The 16,294-nt window shown below is 59.3% G+C and carries 11 protein-coding genes; 6 read left to right on the forward strand and 5 right to left on the reverse strand.

Translation table 11 applies throughout. The features are described from left to right. Positions 1 to 20 precede the first annotated feature (20 nt). From JJE66_RS36240 to nifA, 3 genes are all read right to left on the reverse strand, one after another. Positions 21 to 269 (reverse strand): hypothetical protein, encoded by a 249-nt coding sequence (locus JJE66_RS36240; protein ID WP_200496026.1) that lies wholly within the window; start codon positions 267 to 269, stop codon positions 21 to 23. Between the two features lie 123 nt (positions 270 to 392). After that, entirely contained in the window at positions 393 to 1,235 is an 843-nt protein-coding gene (locus tag JJE66_RS36245; RefSeq protein WP_200520581.1) for an electron transfer flavoprotein subunit beta/FixA family protein, read from the reverse strand. 189 nt (positions 1,236 to 1,424) lie between these two features. Next, the gene (gene nifA / locus JJE66_RS36250) at positions 1,425 to 3,191 is read right to left on the reverse strand and encodes a nif-specific transcriptional activator NifA (protein ID WP_200520582.1); all 1,767 of its coding nucleotides are present in this window, start codon (positions 3,189 to 3,191) and stop codon (positions 1,425 to 1,427) included. A 1,395-nt stretch (positions 3,192 to 4,586) separates the two neighbouring features. Between nifA and hisC the strand changes: the two genes are divergently transcribed. Together hisC and JJE66_RS36260 are read left to right on the forward strand one after the other, a co-directional pair. After that, positions 4,587 to 5,687 (forward strand): histidinol-phosphate transaminase, encoded by a 1,101-nt coding sequence (hisC, locus tag JJE66_RS36255; protein ID WP_200520583.1) that lies wholly within the window; start codon positions 4,587 to 4,589, stop codon positions 5,685 to 5,687. A 289-nt stretch (positions 5,688 to 5,976) separates the two neighbouring features. Next, positions 5,977 to 7,002, forward strand: coding sequence for an LLM class flavin-dependent oxidoreductase (locus JJE66_RS36260; protein WP_200520584.1), 1,026 nt, complete (start codon positions 5,977 to 5,979; stop codon positions 7,000 to 7,002). 120 nt (positions 7,003 to 7,122) lie between these two features. Here JJE66_RS36260 and dctA read toward each other — a convergent pair whose 3' ends face one another. Continuing rightward, positions 7,123 to 8,553 carry a C4-dicarboxylate transporter DctA gene (dctA, locus tag JJE66_RS36265; RefSeq protein WP_200520585.1) on the reverse strand — a complete coding sequence of 477 codons (1,431 nt, stop codon included), beginning with the start codon at positions 8,551 to 8,553 and terminating at the stop codon, positions 7,123 to 7,125. A 227-nt stretch (positions 8,554 to 8,780) separates the two neighbouring features. Then, positions 8,781 to 10,028, reverse strand: coding sequence for a cystathionine beta-lyase (metC, locus tag JJE66_RS36270; protein ID WP_200520586.1), 1,248 nt, complete (start codon positions 10,026 to 10,028; stop codon positions 8,781 to 8,783). Positions 10,029 to 10,908: 880 nt separating this feature from the next. Here metC and JJE66_RS36275 point away from each other — a divergent pair. The 4 genes from JJE66_RS36275 (at position 10,909) to JJE66_RS36290 (ending at position 16,288) form a co-directional block, all read left to right on the forward strand. Beyond that, positions 10,909 to 11,652: an outer membrane protein gene (locus JJE66_RS36275; RefSeq protein ID WP_200520587.1), complete on the forward strand. Its 744-nt coding sequence runs from the start codon at positions 10,909 to 10,911 to the stop codon at positions 11,650 to 11,652. Between the two features lie 1,783 nt (positions 11,653 to 13,435). Next, on the forward strand, positions 13,436 to 14,134 hold the full coding sequence (locus tag JJE66_RS36280) for a response regulator transcription factor (RefSeq protein ID WP_200520588.1): 699 nt from the start codon (positions 13,436 to 13,438) through the stop codon (positions 14,132 to 14,134). Then, positions 14,131 to 15,612 carry a type II and III secretion system protein family protein gene (locus JJE66_RS36285; protein WP_409362866.1) on the forward strand — a complete coding sequence of 494 codons (1,482 nt, stop codon included), beginning with the start codon at positions 14,131 to 14,133 and terminating at the stop codon, positions 15,610 to 15,612. Before JJE66_RS36280 ends, JJE66_RS36285 begins: the two co-directional genes overlap by 4 nt. Before the next feature lie 10 nt (positions 15,613 to 15,622). Further along, positions 15,623 to 16,288: a CpaD family pilus assembly lipoprotein gene (locus tag JJE66_RS36290; RefSeq protein WP_200520589.1), complete on the forward strand. Its 666-nt coding sequence runs from the start codon at positions 15,623 to 15,625 to the stop codon at positions 16,286 to 16,288. The last annotated feature ends 6 nt before the right edge of the window (positions 16,289 to 16,294 follow it).

Genomic DNA, 16,294 nt, shown 5'->3' on the forward strand with positions numbered 1-16,294 from the left:
GAGTGCATTGCCTCTGAGCTTCACGTTGTCAGATGTTTCAGCATCGAGTTGCAGGCTTGCTCGGCATCGGCGAACGTTGTGAAGGGCGAGCCAGCGATCTTGATTGCACTACGACTTCGATGAAGCGGGCGCCATGACGCCACATAGCCGGGTCGCCCGTGAAAGCCGTGGCCTGCACGGCTCGCATAGGCGATCACGAAGGAGAAGCCGTTTCCGTTTGCACTCCACACGTCCAAATGCTCGACGGCGCAGTGGAATCGCAGGATCATCGCCAGTGTCAGCCTGCAACGTTCAGCTGAACGTTCTTTCTTTCTACCAACCTAGTCTGCCCCGGCGTAAGCACGTCGGCCGAGGCTGCTCGTCCTTGCCGATCGCCCGAACCTCTCCCCGGGTCATACGCCTCGCGCCAATGCGGCAAGCTCATGTTCGAGCTTGGGCTTCTGCTTGAAAATGGTGTCGATCAATGCTTGCGCCGGCTGCTCGGCAGCCTCTACGAGCGTCGCTTTCTCAGCCCGCGCCGACGGCGCGAAGACGCGCTTAACAACGGTGGGCGATCCCCTGAGGCCGCATTTGGAGACATCCTCGACGCCAGCCTCCTGGGCGTTCCATTTTACAATAAGCGCTCGAGCAGCGCGCAACGCATCTGCCATTGCGCCACGCCGAATCTGGTTGGTCGCTTCCATCATGGTGATGAGCGACGGCAGGCGTGCGCGTAGCACCTGGGTGCCGCCCTCGGAGCGCCGCTCCGCTTCGATTGTCCGCGCGGTCAGATCGATAGTCATGATCTTGGCAACATAGGTTAGCTGTTGCACAGCAAGCCGCCTTGCAATACCTGGCCCGACCTGCGCGGTATCGCCATCGATCGTCTGCTTACCCGTGAATATGAGGTCAGGCTGGCCGTAATCCTTGCCGATCTTGCGGATGGCGGTCGCAAGTGCGTAGGTCGTTGCCAGGGTGTCCGCACCCGCGAAGCAGCGGTCGGTCAGTAGCACCGCGCGATCGGCGCCAAAGGTCATGGCTTTGCGTAGAGTATCCTCGGCCGAGGGCGGGCCCATTGTAAGGACAGTGATCTCACCACCAAACTTGTCGCGAAGATCGAGCGCAGCTTCGAGCGCGAACAGGTCGTAGGGATTGATGATGGTTGGTACGCCCTGGCGCATGATCGTGTTGGTGACAGGGTGCACGCGGATCTGTGCGGAATCAGGGACCTGCTTGATGCAGACGACGTTGTGCATGTGCCTCTCCAGAGACTTTCGAAATCGGGAGAAAGCACAGCAAATGTCGTACCATTTGCGGTTCAAGGCATGCGTGATGAAAGCAATGAGGTCTGAGGGCCTGACGTGCTCCAACATGTGCAGACGCACTTCGGACATGCGTCGTCATTGCGACAACGCTGTGCGTACCGACACGAGACCATTCAGCGCTCAGAAACGCTTGATCTCGATGCCGTATTTCCTCAGCGCGTAGCCGATCTGGCGTGGAGTAACGCCAAGCAGACGCGCCGCCTTTGCCTGAACCCAACCCGATCGCTCCATGGCCGCGATGACGCGCTCGGGATCGGTCATCTGTCCGGTACTTACGAGTGCGTCGTCAGGTGGCCCCAGTCCGGCCTGCTCGCCCCGAACAGGCGGGAGAGCGCCGGCGGCTGACCGACCAGCTTCAGCCCCCGCGCTGTTCGGCTTCGGCGCCTCAGCGCAAGTTGGGCGCGCATGCAGCGGCACCTCTTCAGATCCACCCTTCCACAGCATCGCCGAAAGGCACTGGCCGTGGCAACAGGCGAAGTCCTCTCGGCAGATCGAAGGTCCCGGGGCGAGGGTCGCTGTCCGCTGCACGCAATTTTCGAGTTCACGGACGTTCCCCGGAAACCCGCAATTCATCAGCACGTCCGTGGCACTTTGGTCGAACGTCAACGTACGACCGTTTTCGCTGTTGAAATTCCTGAGAAACTCCGCGGCCAGCAGCGGAATGTCGCTGCGCCTTTCGCGCAACGGCGGCAGCAGCAAGGGAACCACGCTCACACGGTAATAGAGGTCAGCGCGAAACCCGTTATTTGCGACCGCCTCCTCCAGGTTTCTGTTCGTGGCGGCAATGACGCGAACGTCGACCTTCATGGTCTGATTGCTGCCGACACGCTCGAATTCCTGCTCCTGCAGGACGCGCAGCAGCTTTGCCTGAAACGAGGGCGATATCTCGCCGATTTCGTCCAGGAACAGCGTGCCCTTGTCGGCCAGCTCAAAGCGCCCCTTGCGTGAACTGAACGCACCGGTAAAGGCGCCTTTCTCATGGCCGAACAATTCGGATTCCAGAACCGTCTCGGGAAGCGCCGCACAATTGAGCTTGATGAACGCCCGCTTGGAGCGCGCTGATAGCGTGTGAATAGCCTTGGCCACCAGCTCCTTCCCAGTACCGGATTCGCCGCGCAGCAGGACCGTGCTGTTCGATTTGGCAACCACCGCGATCTTGTCGAGCAGCGCGCGCAACGCCGGACTATCGCCAATAATGCCTTCCACATTGACCTTCTTGCGCTCGCGCGCGGGTTGCTGAATTTCGGCCAATTGCTTTTGCAATCGATCCTTTTCCGCCATCAATCGCTCGCGGTCCGTCGCGAAGAGCCGATGTAGCTTCACCGTCTGCCCAACCAGATTGGCAATCATGGTGAGAAGTCTCACGTCGTACTCGAGCCGTACGCTTGAGCTGTCGTCCAGAACACGGTCGATGGTCAGCGCGCCAACGGCTTTGGCGTCGATCCGAATGGGAACGCCGATGAAGGAGACCCGTGCGTTGTCGGTGGCACCGAGAACCTCGAGATCAGCCGTAGTGAACGCGGAGTGGACTGCAATGTCCTCGGCCACGAGCGGCATGTCCGTCGCCACAATCTGATCGATTGCTTTCGGTGGCAGGCGCATCCGGTACTGCTCGTCGCTGCCTTCGGTCCAGCCGACGCCAACCGCAATGTCTGGCTGACCATCGGTGTCGAAAAGCGAGACGATGCCGTGTCGCATCTGAACAAACGAATGCAGAATATCCACGACATTAGCCAACGTGAGTTCGATCCTGCAGGGGGCGGTGAGTATCTTCGAGATTTCGAAGATCCCGACAACCGCGCTTTCGTGCAGCGTCACAATGGGAACAGTTTGGCTCGTCTCCGACACTGAGTCAGACCTTTCGTGCGCGGAAGCGATATTCAACATGACGACTTCTCCGTTATTCTCAGCATCCTCCCTACCAGCTTGTTTGGATTTTGCGAGTTTGATGCTGCGTCTGATGCTCGTGCGAAATTCAGGGACGCCACGGAGAGATAACGCTTTTTCATGGCACCACTATAAACGCATCGTGGTTTTAACGTTCTTGTTACGAGGTCGCCCTGCGTACGCCGTGCACTGTACAAGTTCCATGAAGCTTGCGCGGATTGTCTAGGATTGTCGACTCCATCTGTAACCGACCGCTAGTGTCGGCAACCGCTGAATAGCAATTTGACAAACGCGTCATCTTTTTCCCGACCAGAACGGGATTTTCCCAGAGAAGCGTTGGGAATACGACGCAAGAAGTCGCTTCTGGTGCAGCCGCGCGAGGAGCGCCGACATGCTTTTCACGCTCATCCTCCCATGCGACAAAACGCGCATGCAATCGCACTGCCGGGAATTCTGACGCGATGAGCTGATACGTGCGATTTCGCTCGTGAGATTGGGGAACCTCGCTTTGCAAGGAGGCTGATGGCTGCTTGCAAGGCGGGCGAACGCGCAAGCGCCGGCAATCACAGTATCGAGGTCGGTCTTGCTCTTAGCTAACGAACAGGATCACGCGATTCACATCGGCTCCCGATCCATGTGCAACAGGTCGGGCCAAGTCTCGACGGGATTCGTTAACGACGAGCCCGGTGGCGCCGGCGCATGAATGCCGCCAGTGTCGATCCGGGGCATGCATTGCGCTGGGCGCGCGTTGCAGGACGCTGGGCCACTGCGATCAACAGCGCCACAATTCGCAGAAGGTCGTCTCGCCAACGGGCGTGGACTCAGGACGTTGACTGTGTTCGCTGTCTGACAAAGCGAGAGGATTCCAACAGTCGATCACCCGAAAGCCGTCCGAGGCGCGCGCCGCGGGGCCGGATCTCGCCCCTTCATGCCACCCGCGCTTTGATTTGCCGCGCACGATCTCATGCGCCCGACCCAGGCACAACGAGCATTCAGCCACAAGCTTGCACGAATTTTGCGACGAGCACCTCGACGAGACTTGATTCGCACGTAGCGTCACATTGTAGGTTCGACAAAGCAGGTCGCCACGGCCTCTAGAATCACCGTCGTGGGCCAATGCCTCGCCGGGGAGCATCGCATGACGCCGCCACGCATGTACGGATCTTTAAACCAAAGCTTGCGGCCTCGAGCGCGCTGGGCCAGTGCTCGCAACATCGCGCACCACCAACCAGGTCGTTCTCGCGATGCGCAGCACTTTAAGCGCCGACATTGGGCGCGTGCACCGGCAACGCCCCAGCCGCCGGCACGCCAAGTGTGCGAAGCGGACTTCTCGTTAGACCGCCTCAGGCCACCCTCAATGGCGACCGCCGCCTGCGCATCTAGAGGGAACACGATATGGTCGATGTAAAATTGCAAAATGTGCTCTCTTCGTTTGCGCAGCCGGCTAAAGACCTCGAAGCCCAGTCGCCTGGCCAGCGGACGCCAGATGCGCGCTACGTGAAGCTAAACACCAATGAGAATCCGTTTCCACTACCAACAATGGTATGGCGAAGTGCGATCTCGGCGCTCGAGCGTCAGTATCTGTATCCGGAGGACGACAATATCGGCTTGAGGGAGGCTGCCGCCAATGCCTACGGCCTTTCAAAGGAGCATGTGATCGCCGGGAACGGATCGTCGGAGCTACTCGGCCTGATTTACAGGGCCTTTCTTGGGCCGCGCGACAGCGTCGCAATGATATCTCCCGGATTTTCGTTCAATCGTAAGCTAGCTGCGTTGCAGAGCGCCGCATTTCTCGAAGTTTCCTGGAGCGACTCGCATTCGATCCCGACTGATCAGTTGCTGTTCGGCCCGGCAAAGGACGCCAAGTTCATTTTGTTGGCTAATCCCAACAATCCGACCGGGACGTTCGTCCCTATCGCCGATATCGAACGCCTCGTTGCACAGTCCGAGCGCTTAGTCGTGCTGGATGAAGCCTATGTCGACTTCGCACCTGATAATGCTCTTAGGCTTGTCCGCCGCTACCCGAATCTCCTGCTCCTGAGAACCTTGTCGAAGAGCTATGCGGCCGCTGGCATTCGCGTCGGCTTCGGCCTTGGCCATCCAGAGGTTATTGGACGATTGCGGAACATCCAGAACGTCTTCAACATGAATGTCATAGCGCATGCGGTCGGCGTCAGCATCCTGTCGCATCGCGCCGCCTATGAAGAGAACCATAGGCGTATCAAGCACGAGAGAGAACGCGTTGCGGCCGCACTGCGTCAATTCGGGTTCTGTGTAGCGCCTTCCCATACCAATTTCTTGCTGGCGCGTGTGCCGAACGGACAGGACGGCAGGTGGTGGCAAGCCGCGCTGGAGAGAGAGGGAATACTCGTTGCTGTTTTTGTAGATGACGGCCTTGACCACTGCATCCGCATCAGCATCGGCACAACGGAGCAAATGGACGCGTTTTTGGCAGCGATTGCCGCGATTTCAGAAAGCCTGAAACGGGATGAATAGCCAACGCGCGCCGACGTCCGCTCATGTCCCTATACCGCCGATGCAACGAGAGGGCCGCGACGGCGGCTCGACCCAGGCAGATATCTTGCAGCTGACGGCCAAGAGGCCGCTCATTGCGCCCCTCCCCCTCGCGCGGGCCGCAGATGCGAAGCGACACCAATGTCATCCGCTCGAATGGCACGGGCAATCGAGGTCCCGGCCCGATGGTCGCGAGATGCGAGGACTATAAGCAGGGCCTCTAAGCCCCCCGGAAACGAGCAGGCAGTCGCGCCCTTTAGGACTTTTTTTGATGACACACCGACCTTCGTCTAAACTCACCTGCGGCATTTTCGATCACCTGGATGACGACGGCAGCGATATTGGCCGTCAATACGAAGATCGCCTGGTGTTGGCGGAGGCGTACGATCGCCTCGGCTTTTATGCTTATCACGTGGCAGAGCACCATTGCACGCCCCATGGAAGAGGCCCTTCGCCTGGTCTTTTCCTGTCGAGTGTCGCGCAGCGTACGCTGCACCTCCGTCTCGGCCCGTTGGTCATGCTGCTTAATTGCTACCATCCGCTACGCGCATTTGAGGAGATCTGCATGCTCGATCAGCTGAGCGGTGGCAGGCTCGAGCTGGGCCTCGGACGGGGCGCTCTTCCAACCGAGCTCGGCTATTTTGGCATTTCCGAGGACGTGGCGCCAAGCCGGTATGAGGAAGCCAACGACATTCTCCTGAAGGCTATGAAGGGCGGAGCCCTGTCCTACCAGGGTCGGCATTTCCAGTTGAGCGAGGTTCCACTCACATTAGCCACCCATCAGCGTCCAAGTCCTCCGATATGGGTGACCACCAATCGGCCCGAGACGGCCATCTGGGCCGCGGGCAGCGGCGCAAACCTCGCCTGCGTTGGGCCCGCCGCCGGCGTCCGCAAAATCACCGACGCCTACCACGCCCATCGAGAACGCAGTCCCGGCGCCCCTGATCGTGGCTCATTTGTTGGATTGCTGCGCATGATCGTGATTGGGCGTTCTGCGGGGGACGCTTATTCCCTGGCAAGATCCGCTTACGAGCAATGGCTGCGGAGCTTCAAATATCTCTACGAGCTCAATGACATCGCGACACCACAGTCTCTTCCACTGACATTCCATGCGGCAGTCGAAAGCGAATTGTGCGTCGTCGGAACGCCGACCTCCGTTCGAAACGTTCTGCTTAATCAGCTGGAGGAAGCAGGCGCAAATTACCTGCTTTGTCAGCTCGCATTTGGCAATTTGCCAGTAGATGCTTCCCTCTACACCGCGAGGACGATCCAATCCGAGCTGCTCGGCACATCCTGAGTCTTCACTCCGCCGGTTCAACAACAACTCACCTTCGCCGCGGATTCGCATTTCGTCAATGCGCGGCACTAGTCACGACCTTCGCCTACCCCATCAGGCGTTGGTCGCGTTGGAACATTCTCAGGACGAATCCATTCGTCCGCGTTTGCAACGCGCGCCTTCAGTCCGACTTGCTCCTGTTGCGCGCGCAATCTCTGCATTGCGCGTGTCCTCCGAGGCAGGAACGGCGTCAGCCATCGCGATCGCCGTTTCCACATCGGGCAGATCGGCCCGCGCGACCAGGCGTGCATGCAACGTGATCCGGTCGAGCTCGCCTTCCCACCAGGACACGAACACAACGGCAACGCCATTGCCTATGATATTGGTGAGTGCGCGCACCTCGCTCATGAACTTGTCGATCGAGAACACGATCGCCATCCCTGGCACCAGAGCCGGGTTGACCGCGGATAGGGTTGCTGCCAGCGTGATGAAGCCAGCTCCGCTGACCCCGCTCGCCCCTTTTGAGGTCAGCATCGCCACGATCAAAATTGTGAGTTGCTGGTCGAAAGCGAGGTCGAGCCCGAGGGCGCGCGCAATGAACAATGTCGCGAGCGTCATATAGATGTTGGTGCCGTCCAGATTAAAGGAATAGCCGGTCGGCACCACGAGCCCGACGACGGGCTTCGAGCAGCCCAGCCGCTCGAGCTTCTCCATCAACTGTGGCAGCGCACTCTCTGAGGACGATGTGCCGAGCACAATCAAGAGCTCGTCTTTGATGTAGGCGATGAACTTGAAGATGGAGAAGCCGACGAACCGCGCGATCAGCCCGAGAACCACGATCACGAACAGCGCGGCGGTCGCGTAGAACAGCGCGATCAGTCCGATCAGATTGGCCAGCGCCGAGGGTCCGAACTTGCCGATTGTAAACGCCATGGCGGCGAACGCTCCGATCGGCGCGGCCTTCATAATGATGGCGATCACGCCGAACACGGCCTGCGCGGCGTCCTCGATCGTGCTGCGCAGCCTCTCGCCGCGGTCTCCGAGCGCCATCAGTGAAAAGCCGAGCAGAATGGCAAACAGCAGCACCTGCAGGATGTCACCGCGCGCGAGCGCGCCGACCACACTGTCTGGAATGATGTTAAGGGCAAAATCAACGAACTTGGTGGCTTTCGCCTGCTCGACATAATTGGCGACTGCCGCCGCATCGGGCCTCGCGGCAAGGCCGCGGCCGATCTGAAACAGATTGCCCATGACGAGACCAATCACGAGCGCGAGGGTCGAGACGATCTCGAAATAGACCAGCGCCTTGATCCCCACCCGGCCGACCTTCTTCGCATCCTGAATATGAGCGATGCCGGACACCACGGTGCAGAAGATGACGGGCGCGATCACCATCTTGATGAGCTTGACGAAGCCGTCGCCGAGCGCCTTCATCCAGTCGGAGGTGGCAAGCGATGGCCAGCCCCAGCCGACGATGATGCCGAGTAGGATTGCGAACAACACCTGGATGTAGAGGAGCTTATACCATGATCGAGACCCTGGCGCGGGTGGCGCAGCTGCAATGGTGGTCATGACGCTCCTCCCAGATTTGGCGGCGGTCCCGCTCGATGGGTGTCGGAGCTGCTCCGACACGATCCTGCGAGCGAACTTCCGACCCAGAAATCGTGGGCCAGAACATCCCGACGACGAGCGCGTCTTTCGCTCCTCATCAAAAAGCGCCGATGGCGTTTCCTTCACTACTCGTTCACTGCCGACTTCTTTCTTGGCCAGGCCAAGGTTCGGCTTCGAGTTGACTGCGCTCAAGCCCGTTTGGAGAGCTCAGCGATAGCTGCATCATCATTGTCAGGACCTACACGACCGCGTCTTGTCTCCCAAGCCGCGTCAAGCGCCTGATACATATCCACGATCAGGTCGCTCGCGTCCTCCAAGCCGGCGTGAACCCGAATCAGTGGCCCGGCCAGAGCAAGCGATGTTTCCACGCGCTTTAATGGGTCGACATGCATCACGAGGCTTTCATATCCGCCCCACGACCATCCGATGCCAAAAAGCCGCAGCCGGTTAAAAAAGGTCGAAAGCTGCGGCTGCGACATCGGCTTCAGCGCAAGACCAAAAAGGCCGCTCGCCCCGGAAAAGTCTCGCTTCCAAAGCGCATGGCCAGGGTCGTTCGGACACGCCGGGTGCAAGATGTTGTCAACAGCCGGATGCGACTGAAGGCTTTGGGCCAGCTTGAGACTATTGGCCCAATGACGCTTCATACGGACGGCTAGGGTGCGCAGTCCCCGCAGGGCCAAATAGATGTCATCCGGCCCAGCAATCTCCCCGAAATCGTGGGCGCTCGACCGCAGCGCCGGCCACGCCGATTCGTTGGCCGTGGCGATACCAAGCAGCGCGTCTGAATGGCCGACGATATATTTGGTCGCCGCTTGGATCGAGATGTCGACGCCATGCGCAAACGGCTTGAAATACAGAGGCGTTGCCCATGTATTATCCATGACCACCAGCGCATCGCAGCGATGGGCGATCGCAGCAAGTGCAGGGACGTTTTGCACCTCAAACGTGAGGGACGAAGGTGATTCCAGATAGACGGCCCGGGTCTTCCACGTGATTTTCGTTGAGAGCTCTGCAAGCTGCGTTGGAGAGAAATATTGCACCGTGATCTGAAGTCTTGAGAGAACCTCGTCTGCAAATGTCCTGACGGGTGTATAGACGCCGTCGCTGATCAGAACGTGGTCGCCTGCGCGCAGAAGGCCGAGAAGCGCATGCGTGCAGGCAGACAGTCCCGACGGAAACAGAAGCGAGCGATAGCCACCCTCCAGTTCGCAAACGGCAAGCTCGAGTGCATGGGACAGAGGCGAGCCAAAGCGGCCGTAATTGGCGGTCGGATCGCTCTGCCTGCGCGATTCGTATTCCTCTAGGCTTTCGGAAAGAATCGTGGAGCCCCGGTAGACGGGCATGTTGACCATCCCGGAATGTTCGGCGGGCGCGCGGCCGAGACGAGAAAGCCGGGTCTCGACGTCCAGGTCCTTGCTGTCCTCCAGGTACTTCATTGCTTCTTTCTGTTGAGATGGTATTCGGCCTGGCCGGGGAGAACGGCACCGGGTGCGGTTCGCACGGGCCTAATCGACGCGATTCGCTTTCGCAGGCCCCCTCCTCGTTCCAAATGAAATCGGCTTCCTCCTTCGCACCAGAACCACGTTCGTTGCGTTCGCCGCATCAAGATTGGTCGCACATCAGGACGGCGCAGAATCAAAGCGCGCCCCCTTGTAACATCCACCAACAGGTCGGCATTCACCGCCTCCTATCAAGTCGAGCGAAATCCTCTAAGCGCAATCGAAGCAAGAGGCGGGCCAGACACGCTGCGTGTTCGACCGTAACGGTCATCGCACATTCTCAGCTGCGGCGACGTCGCGCGCACACTTTGTCTCCAACGAAATACATCGCGTTGAGAATCCGCCACTATCGGGCGACCAGTTTCAACGCCTGCTTTTCCTGATGATGGTTGTGAATCAGCAGCGTGCGTGCCGCGTTTGATGCGAGTGCGGTCTTGATCGTTCGAGCCTTCGGCCAACGCATCGCGGCGTGATCCGCCATGGCATGAGAGGAAATGGGCAGACATGATAGCGCTCGCAGCACTTCTACCGTTCTCGCTGCTTCAGTGCACGCGCGTGTCGTGATCGACCTCGTTGGCGTTCAATGGCTACTCTACTTCCAAGGAGGAACTGACGCGCACGGCCTTGGGTTCGATACACGATGGACTGCTGCGTGTTGTCTGTCGGTTTGATCGTGATTTGCGAGCGCGCGAACCTGACGCGGCGTAAGCTTCAAGAGGTTCTGGAAGAGAGGATGTTGCTCGACCGCTACAGCAATTCAAGCCAACACTGTTAAGACGCGTGCGGCGCAGGGGACATGTGAAGGAGCGTATACGAAATGAAGAAGTTGTTGCTTGTGACTGCCAGCATCGTCGCGTTGATCGGGGCAGCGCCCGTATTCGCCGCCGATCTCGCTCAGCAGCCCATCTACACCAAGGCACCGGCGCCGTCAGTACCGGTCGCGGCCGCAATCTATGACTGGAGCGGCTTCTATCTTGGTGCCAATGGCGGCTGGGGTTCGACCCATAGCTCCTGGGATTTTGGAGGCGTCACGCCCGAAGGCTCTCATGACGCGAGCGGCGGAACCGTTGGTGGCCAGTTTGGTTATCGCTGGCAGATGGGCCAGGTCGTTTTCGGTGTCGAAGGCCAAGGCAACTGGGCCGATTTCAACGGCTCCAATGTCAGCACCGCCTTGCCGGGCGACATCAATCAGACCAAGACCGGGTCGTTCGGCCTGCTTACAGGCCAGGTCGGCTATGCCATCAACAACGTATTGCTCTACGCCAAGGGCGGTGCCGCGGTGACCGGCAATACCTATCAGATCAACTCCCTCAGCGGCGCGCAGCTGGCGAGCACCGACAATACCCGCTGGGGCGGCGTGGTCGGGGCGGGCATCGAACTCGGCTTCGCGCCGAATTGGTCGGTCGGCGTCGAGTACGACCATATATTCCGGCAAGACGCTAACGTGAACTTCAACACCCCCGCGGGTGCGGTCGCTAACGATCGCATCGGGCAGGATTTCGATCTGCTGACTGCGCGGCTCAATTACAAGTTCTGGGGCCCCGTAGTTCTCAAATACTAATTCCATCGCCCCAGAGCGACGGATCGAGAGCCCCGGCCCCAGGCCGGGGCTCTTTTTCAGCCGTTCATTTGCCCCTCAGGCCGAACATCACTGACGACAACACGAACATGTTGAGGGATGACGGTGTCTCCCCGCCTCGGGACTCTGCTCGACAACGTGTCTAGAGCGGCGACCTTGCGACGTGAGCGCTCTTTCTTGTCGGCGGTTTCCTCTGCTTCGTTCTGTGGCAGCACGACGCAGTTACGTTTCGTCGCGCGCCAACCGACGTGGGCCGGCGTAAGGCTCGCCGCGTCGTTACCAACACATCAGGTTACCAATTCCGTCGCGCCACGCGGTGCAGTCCTGGATTCAGCTGCTAAAAGCGCCAATCGACCATGTCTAGATTGACGCCTCTAAGCGGTCTGACCCGTGCTGAAGCGGTCATGATCACCACCGTCTGCCTTCTATCGCGACGAGCGCGAACTGCAATGCCTAGCGCCACGGGCGAGACGCCGGTCGGGCGCACAAGACGCTTTTCGAACGAGCGGTGCTCTTTCCCGTTCCTGCTCCGTCACTCCAACGACAGCTCGTTTGATCTATTCTAAGCGATGACCGATCGAAGGACTTGAATCGTACGTTGCGTCAGATTGTACGATTTCGGACAGCGTGGTTGGTGCCCAGAATCGCACGTCGCGTGCGACTGTACGATTCCGAACACGCGTCGTTCGTACCCAGAAAGGTTGCGACGGTCTCCCCTCGCATCAACACTCATGACAGACAGAATGTCTCAGAGCCCAAAGCTCGCCTCCCTCTATCCCGTCACGCTCCTTCACAATACTGCTCCACTGTCAGTTGCCAGTGCGATCTATGCACCCCTCGCAGCGAGTCGGCTCCGGCGGACGAGCCGTGCAAAGGCTCGACGCCCAATGGCTGCGCGGCCGCACGTCAGACCCGGTGCAATGCCGGCGACCATACCGCCTCACATGCAGGTTTCACGCCCATGCGGGATGTCCCCGCCAATGGTTCGGCGCGAGCGGCAGCGCGTGCACCGTCGCCAGCCCTTCGGACGTGACTGGATGCCCAGCCGCCGGCGTTCGGCGTCCATCGAGGGTCTGTGCCTCGCAGCGAGAGATATTGGGTACAGCATGACAAAGCCCAAGCAAATTTGCGGCCAGCAGACGTGACAAAGGGTCGCGTACACGGCGATCGAGACGTCTTTCAACCGCGCGCATTCCGGGCACCATTAGGTGAATGGCCGAGTTCGCCGCTTCAGAACGGAGTGTCTACCCAACGTGAGGCCGGCAAGTTGCACGCGCGGCGGTGCCGATCGCCTCTCATCGCTCGTCAGCCATCAACCTTCCGCCGCAAGGCGCCACTCCTTTTCAGGTCGTCAAACGCGATGAGGAGATCGAGATCAAGATTTCCAAGAAACGCATTGTCAGCGATCCGCGATGTGAATGCATTTCATCCAAACAATCGATTTACCGATTCAACGTGTTCTCGCGATCATATCGACATCACAATGTCGGGAACCCACCAATTTGTCGCAGCGACGAGCGAGGGTGCTGCCACGCCTATGGATGCTTTTGATTGATCCCGTCCTACGCCCTTGTGGCAAAGCCAGATCTGACCTCACGAAAATGCATGTGGGATCGAAAATGCGATTCAAACTGACAGAAGTGTTCGATTGGCCAGTGCCCCTCTTCTTCGTCTGCTCCGCGACACTTTTAAGTTTCGCTGGGGCCATGTTCGCGGGCGACAACGTGCTCAGTGGTTTCGGCATGATTTGAGACGAGGGGATGAAATGCGAACGCTACTGGTTGATCATGAGAGAGATCCAGCGCGCATTATACGCCAAGCGCTTTCTGGCTGTGGGTTCGCCGTTGATTTGGCGTCTACGCTCGATGAGGCAGCCGCCGCTGTTGGTTGTGCCCGCTATGACATTCTCCTGATCGAGTTGTCTCTACCGGATGGAGACGGCTTGGAGTGGCTAAAGCAGTTGAGGCGCGACGGGTATTCGATGCCCGCGGTGATGATGAGCAGCCTTAACCAGCTCGGTAGGCGGATCGCGATTTTCAACGGGGGCGCGGACGACTTCCTGCCAAAGCCCGTGTCTCCTGATGAACTCATCGCCCGGATGCGCGCCACGCTGCGCCGAGCAAACCAAATGACGGCGCCCGTCGTTACTTTTGGAAACTTAAGATTCGATCCTATCGGCCGGCAAGCATCCGTCAATGGTCGGCCGCTGAAGATTGCGCGCCGCGAAGTGTGCATTCTTGAACATTTGCTCAGCCGCGCAGGGCGCATCGTGGCGCGCGCGTCATTGGAGGATGGCCTCTATGCATTTGACAACGAAGTCTCGACCAACGCGCTTGAGGTTGGCATCTATCGCTTACGCGCTCATTTGCGTCAGTCCGGTGCGACGCTGCGGATCAAGACAGCGCGCGGGATCGGCTACATCCTTGAAATCCGCGACGTCGGCCGCGTCGGCAATCGAACTTGAAAGAAACGATCATCTTGAACGTCATTCTTGATCAGCATGCTGGCGCCAATGGTAGAGCGATCGTTGCCAGCGCCTTCTCGTCGACCTTTCTGCCTTCTCTGTCGCAGATTTTGTGCGCGGCCGTTCTGCTATGCCCACTCGCTGCTGTAGCTCAGATCAAGCGCGATGATGGAGGAGGAGCGCCGCGTAAGGTCCCTGACAGCATCACCGGGACGCTGAACCTTACCTCTTCTCTTGGCAAGACAATTCATCTTCCCGCGCCAGCTGCGAGCATTTTTGTCGCCGATCCTACGATCGCGGATTATCAGGCGCCGTCGAACAAGACCATCTTCGTCTTTGGCAAGAAATCGGGACGCACGAGCCTGTTCGCACTGAACGACAACGGGGAGGCTCTTGCTGAGCTACGCGTTGTCGTCTCGCAGCCGATCGCGGATCTGCGTGCCACGTTGAAAGCCCAGGTCGGCGACTATCCGATCCAAGTCAGCTATACCCCGCGCGGCGCTATTCTTAGCGGTACGGCCCCAAATGCGGAGATCGTCGACAGCGCGATGAAGGTCACTGAGCAGTTTCTCGGTTCAGGTGCGCTCGTCGTCAATAAGATCCAGGTGGCGGGATCCTTGCAGGTCAATCTGAGCGTACGCGTGGCCGAGGTCTCTCGGAGCGCCATGAAGGAGTTCGGAATCAATCTTTCCGCTTTCGGTCAAGCTGGTCCTTTCACCCTCGGCTTGATCAGCGGCAGTGGTGGAGGTACCGGCGCCAAGCAGGGTGGCGGTACTGCAACGATCGGATTGAATGCCGGCGGTGTCAACATCAGCGCTGTACTCGATGCGCTGGCCAGCGAGCACCTCGCTTCCGTCCTTGCTGAACCGAACCTGACCGCAATGTCCGGGGAATCCGCCAGCTTTCTGGCCGGCGGCGAGTTTCCGATTCCGGTCTTGCAGGACAATCGGCAGGTCTCCGTCGAGTTCCGCCAATTTGGCGTGAGCCTCGAGTTCGTGCCGACCGTTCTTAGCAACAACCAGATCAATATCCGCGTGAAGCCCGAAGTCAGTGAGCTGTCGGCACAAGGCGCGGTCACCGTAAACGGAATCTCCGTGCCGGCTCTCGCCACCCGGCGTGCCAGCACGGTCGTCGAGCTCGCAAGCGGCCAGAGCTTTGCGATCGGTGGGCTCATGCGGCGCAATTTTAACACTGATATCACGACTTTCCCTTGGCTCGGCGATCTGCCGGTTCTTGGTGCGCTGTTTCGCTCGTCGCAGTTTCAACGGGAAGAGACGGAGCTCGTGATTATCGTCACGCCTTACGTTGTGCGGCCAAGATCGAACACACGGCAGATGAGTGCCCCCACCGACCGCATCGCACCGCCCTCAGATCTAGCGCGCGGTCTGACGAACAATTTGGCAACTCGGCCGCAAGATCATGCTCCCCGCACCAGCGTACCGAGCGCGACTAGGGGTGCCGGCGATACTGCCCAATGAGGATCAGCCAATGACTTTTCGCATCGTGTGCCCCCTGATCGCTCTGACGGCGAGTCTAGCCGGCTGCACCAGCACTGCACCGACCTATATCGAGCCGGCCGCGCAACCGACCCTAGTTCAGCGGGAGAGGACCGTTTTGGTGTTACAGAGTCTTGGGGGGGCCGGACGGAAGCGTCTGCGGGAGCTGATAGCGAGTGCCAGTCACGGTCGGCGTGACGCGCTCCATCTCGATGTCGCCGGCCCACCTCAGCTCGGAGCGGAGATAGCCAGTGAGGCCCGCGCAATGGGCGTTGCCTCTTACAACATCCGCCTGTACGGCCCGCTCGTCATCCGGCGCGATCGCTTGGCCGCGCGAATCGAGGCGACTACCTATGAAGCGTACCCTCCCGCCTGTCCGTCGATGTCGATTGTCGGTCCTTCAACGAACGACAATTCTTTTGACCCGACGCTTGGCTGCTCGATCCGCAACAACCTTGCTATCGTGGTCAACGATCCCAGCGACTTGATCGACAATCACACTGTTATGCCGAGCGACGGCAATCGTGCGGCCATCCCCGTGGCCAACTACAGGAGCTTCGGAACGATCAACAACAGAAGCTTGGGACAGGCAGCCAGCACCAAGTCTTCATCAGATCTCACGTCAGTCGGCACCACTGCCGTACAGCCGTCTCAATAGCGCCAA

It is taken from the genome of Bradyrhizobium diazoefficiens (assembly GCF_016612535.1).
Classification (GTDB): domain Bacteria; phylum Pseudomonadota; class Alphaproteobacteria; order Rhizobiales; family Xanthobacteraceae; genus Bradyrhizobium; species Bradyrhizobium diazoefficiens_C.

Coding starts and splice junctions, on each gene's coding strand:
- JJE66_RS36240 (WP_200496026.1), bottom strand. CDS start 269: ATGATCCTGCGATTCCACTGCGCCGTCGAGCATTTGGACGTGTGGAGT.
- JJE66_RS36245 (WP_200520581.1), bottom strand. CDS start 1,235: ATGCACAACGTCGTCTGCATCAAGCAGGTCCCTGATTCCGCACAGATC.
- nifA (WP_200520582.1), bottom strand. CDS start 3,191: ATGTTGAATATCGCTTCCGCGCACGAAAGGTCTGACTCAGTGTCGGAG.
- hisC (WP_200520583.1), top strand. CDS start 4,587: ATGGTCGATGTAAAATTGCAAAATGTGCTCTCTTCGTTTGCGCAGCCG.
- JJE66_RS36260 (WP_200520584.1), top strand. CDS start 5,977: ATGACACACCGACCTTCGTCTAAACTCACCTGCGGCATTTTCGATCAC.
- dctA (WP_200520585.1), bottom strand. CDS start 8,553: ATGACCACCATTGCAGCTGCGCCACCCGCGCCAGGGTCTCGATCATGG.
- metC (WP_200520586.1), bottom strand. CDS start 10,028: ATGAAGTACCTGGAGGACAGCAAGGACCTGGACGTCGAGACCCGGCTT.
- JJE66_RS36275 (WP_200520587.1), top strand. CDS start 10,909: ATGAAGAAGTTGTTGCTTGTGACTGCCAGCATCGTCGCGTTGATCGGG.
- JJE66_RS36280 (WP_200520588.1), top strand. CDS start 13,436: ATGCGAACGCTACTGGTTGATCATGAGAGAGATCCAGCGCGCATTATA.
- JJE66_RS36290 (WP_200520589.1), top strand. CDS start 15,623: ATGACTTTTCGCATCGTGTGCCCCCTGATCGCTCTGACGGCGAGTCTA.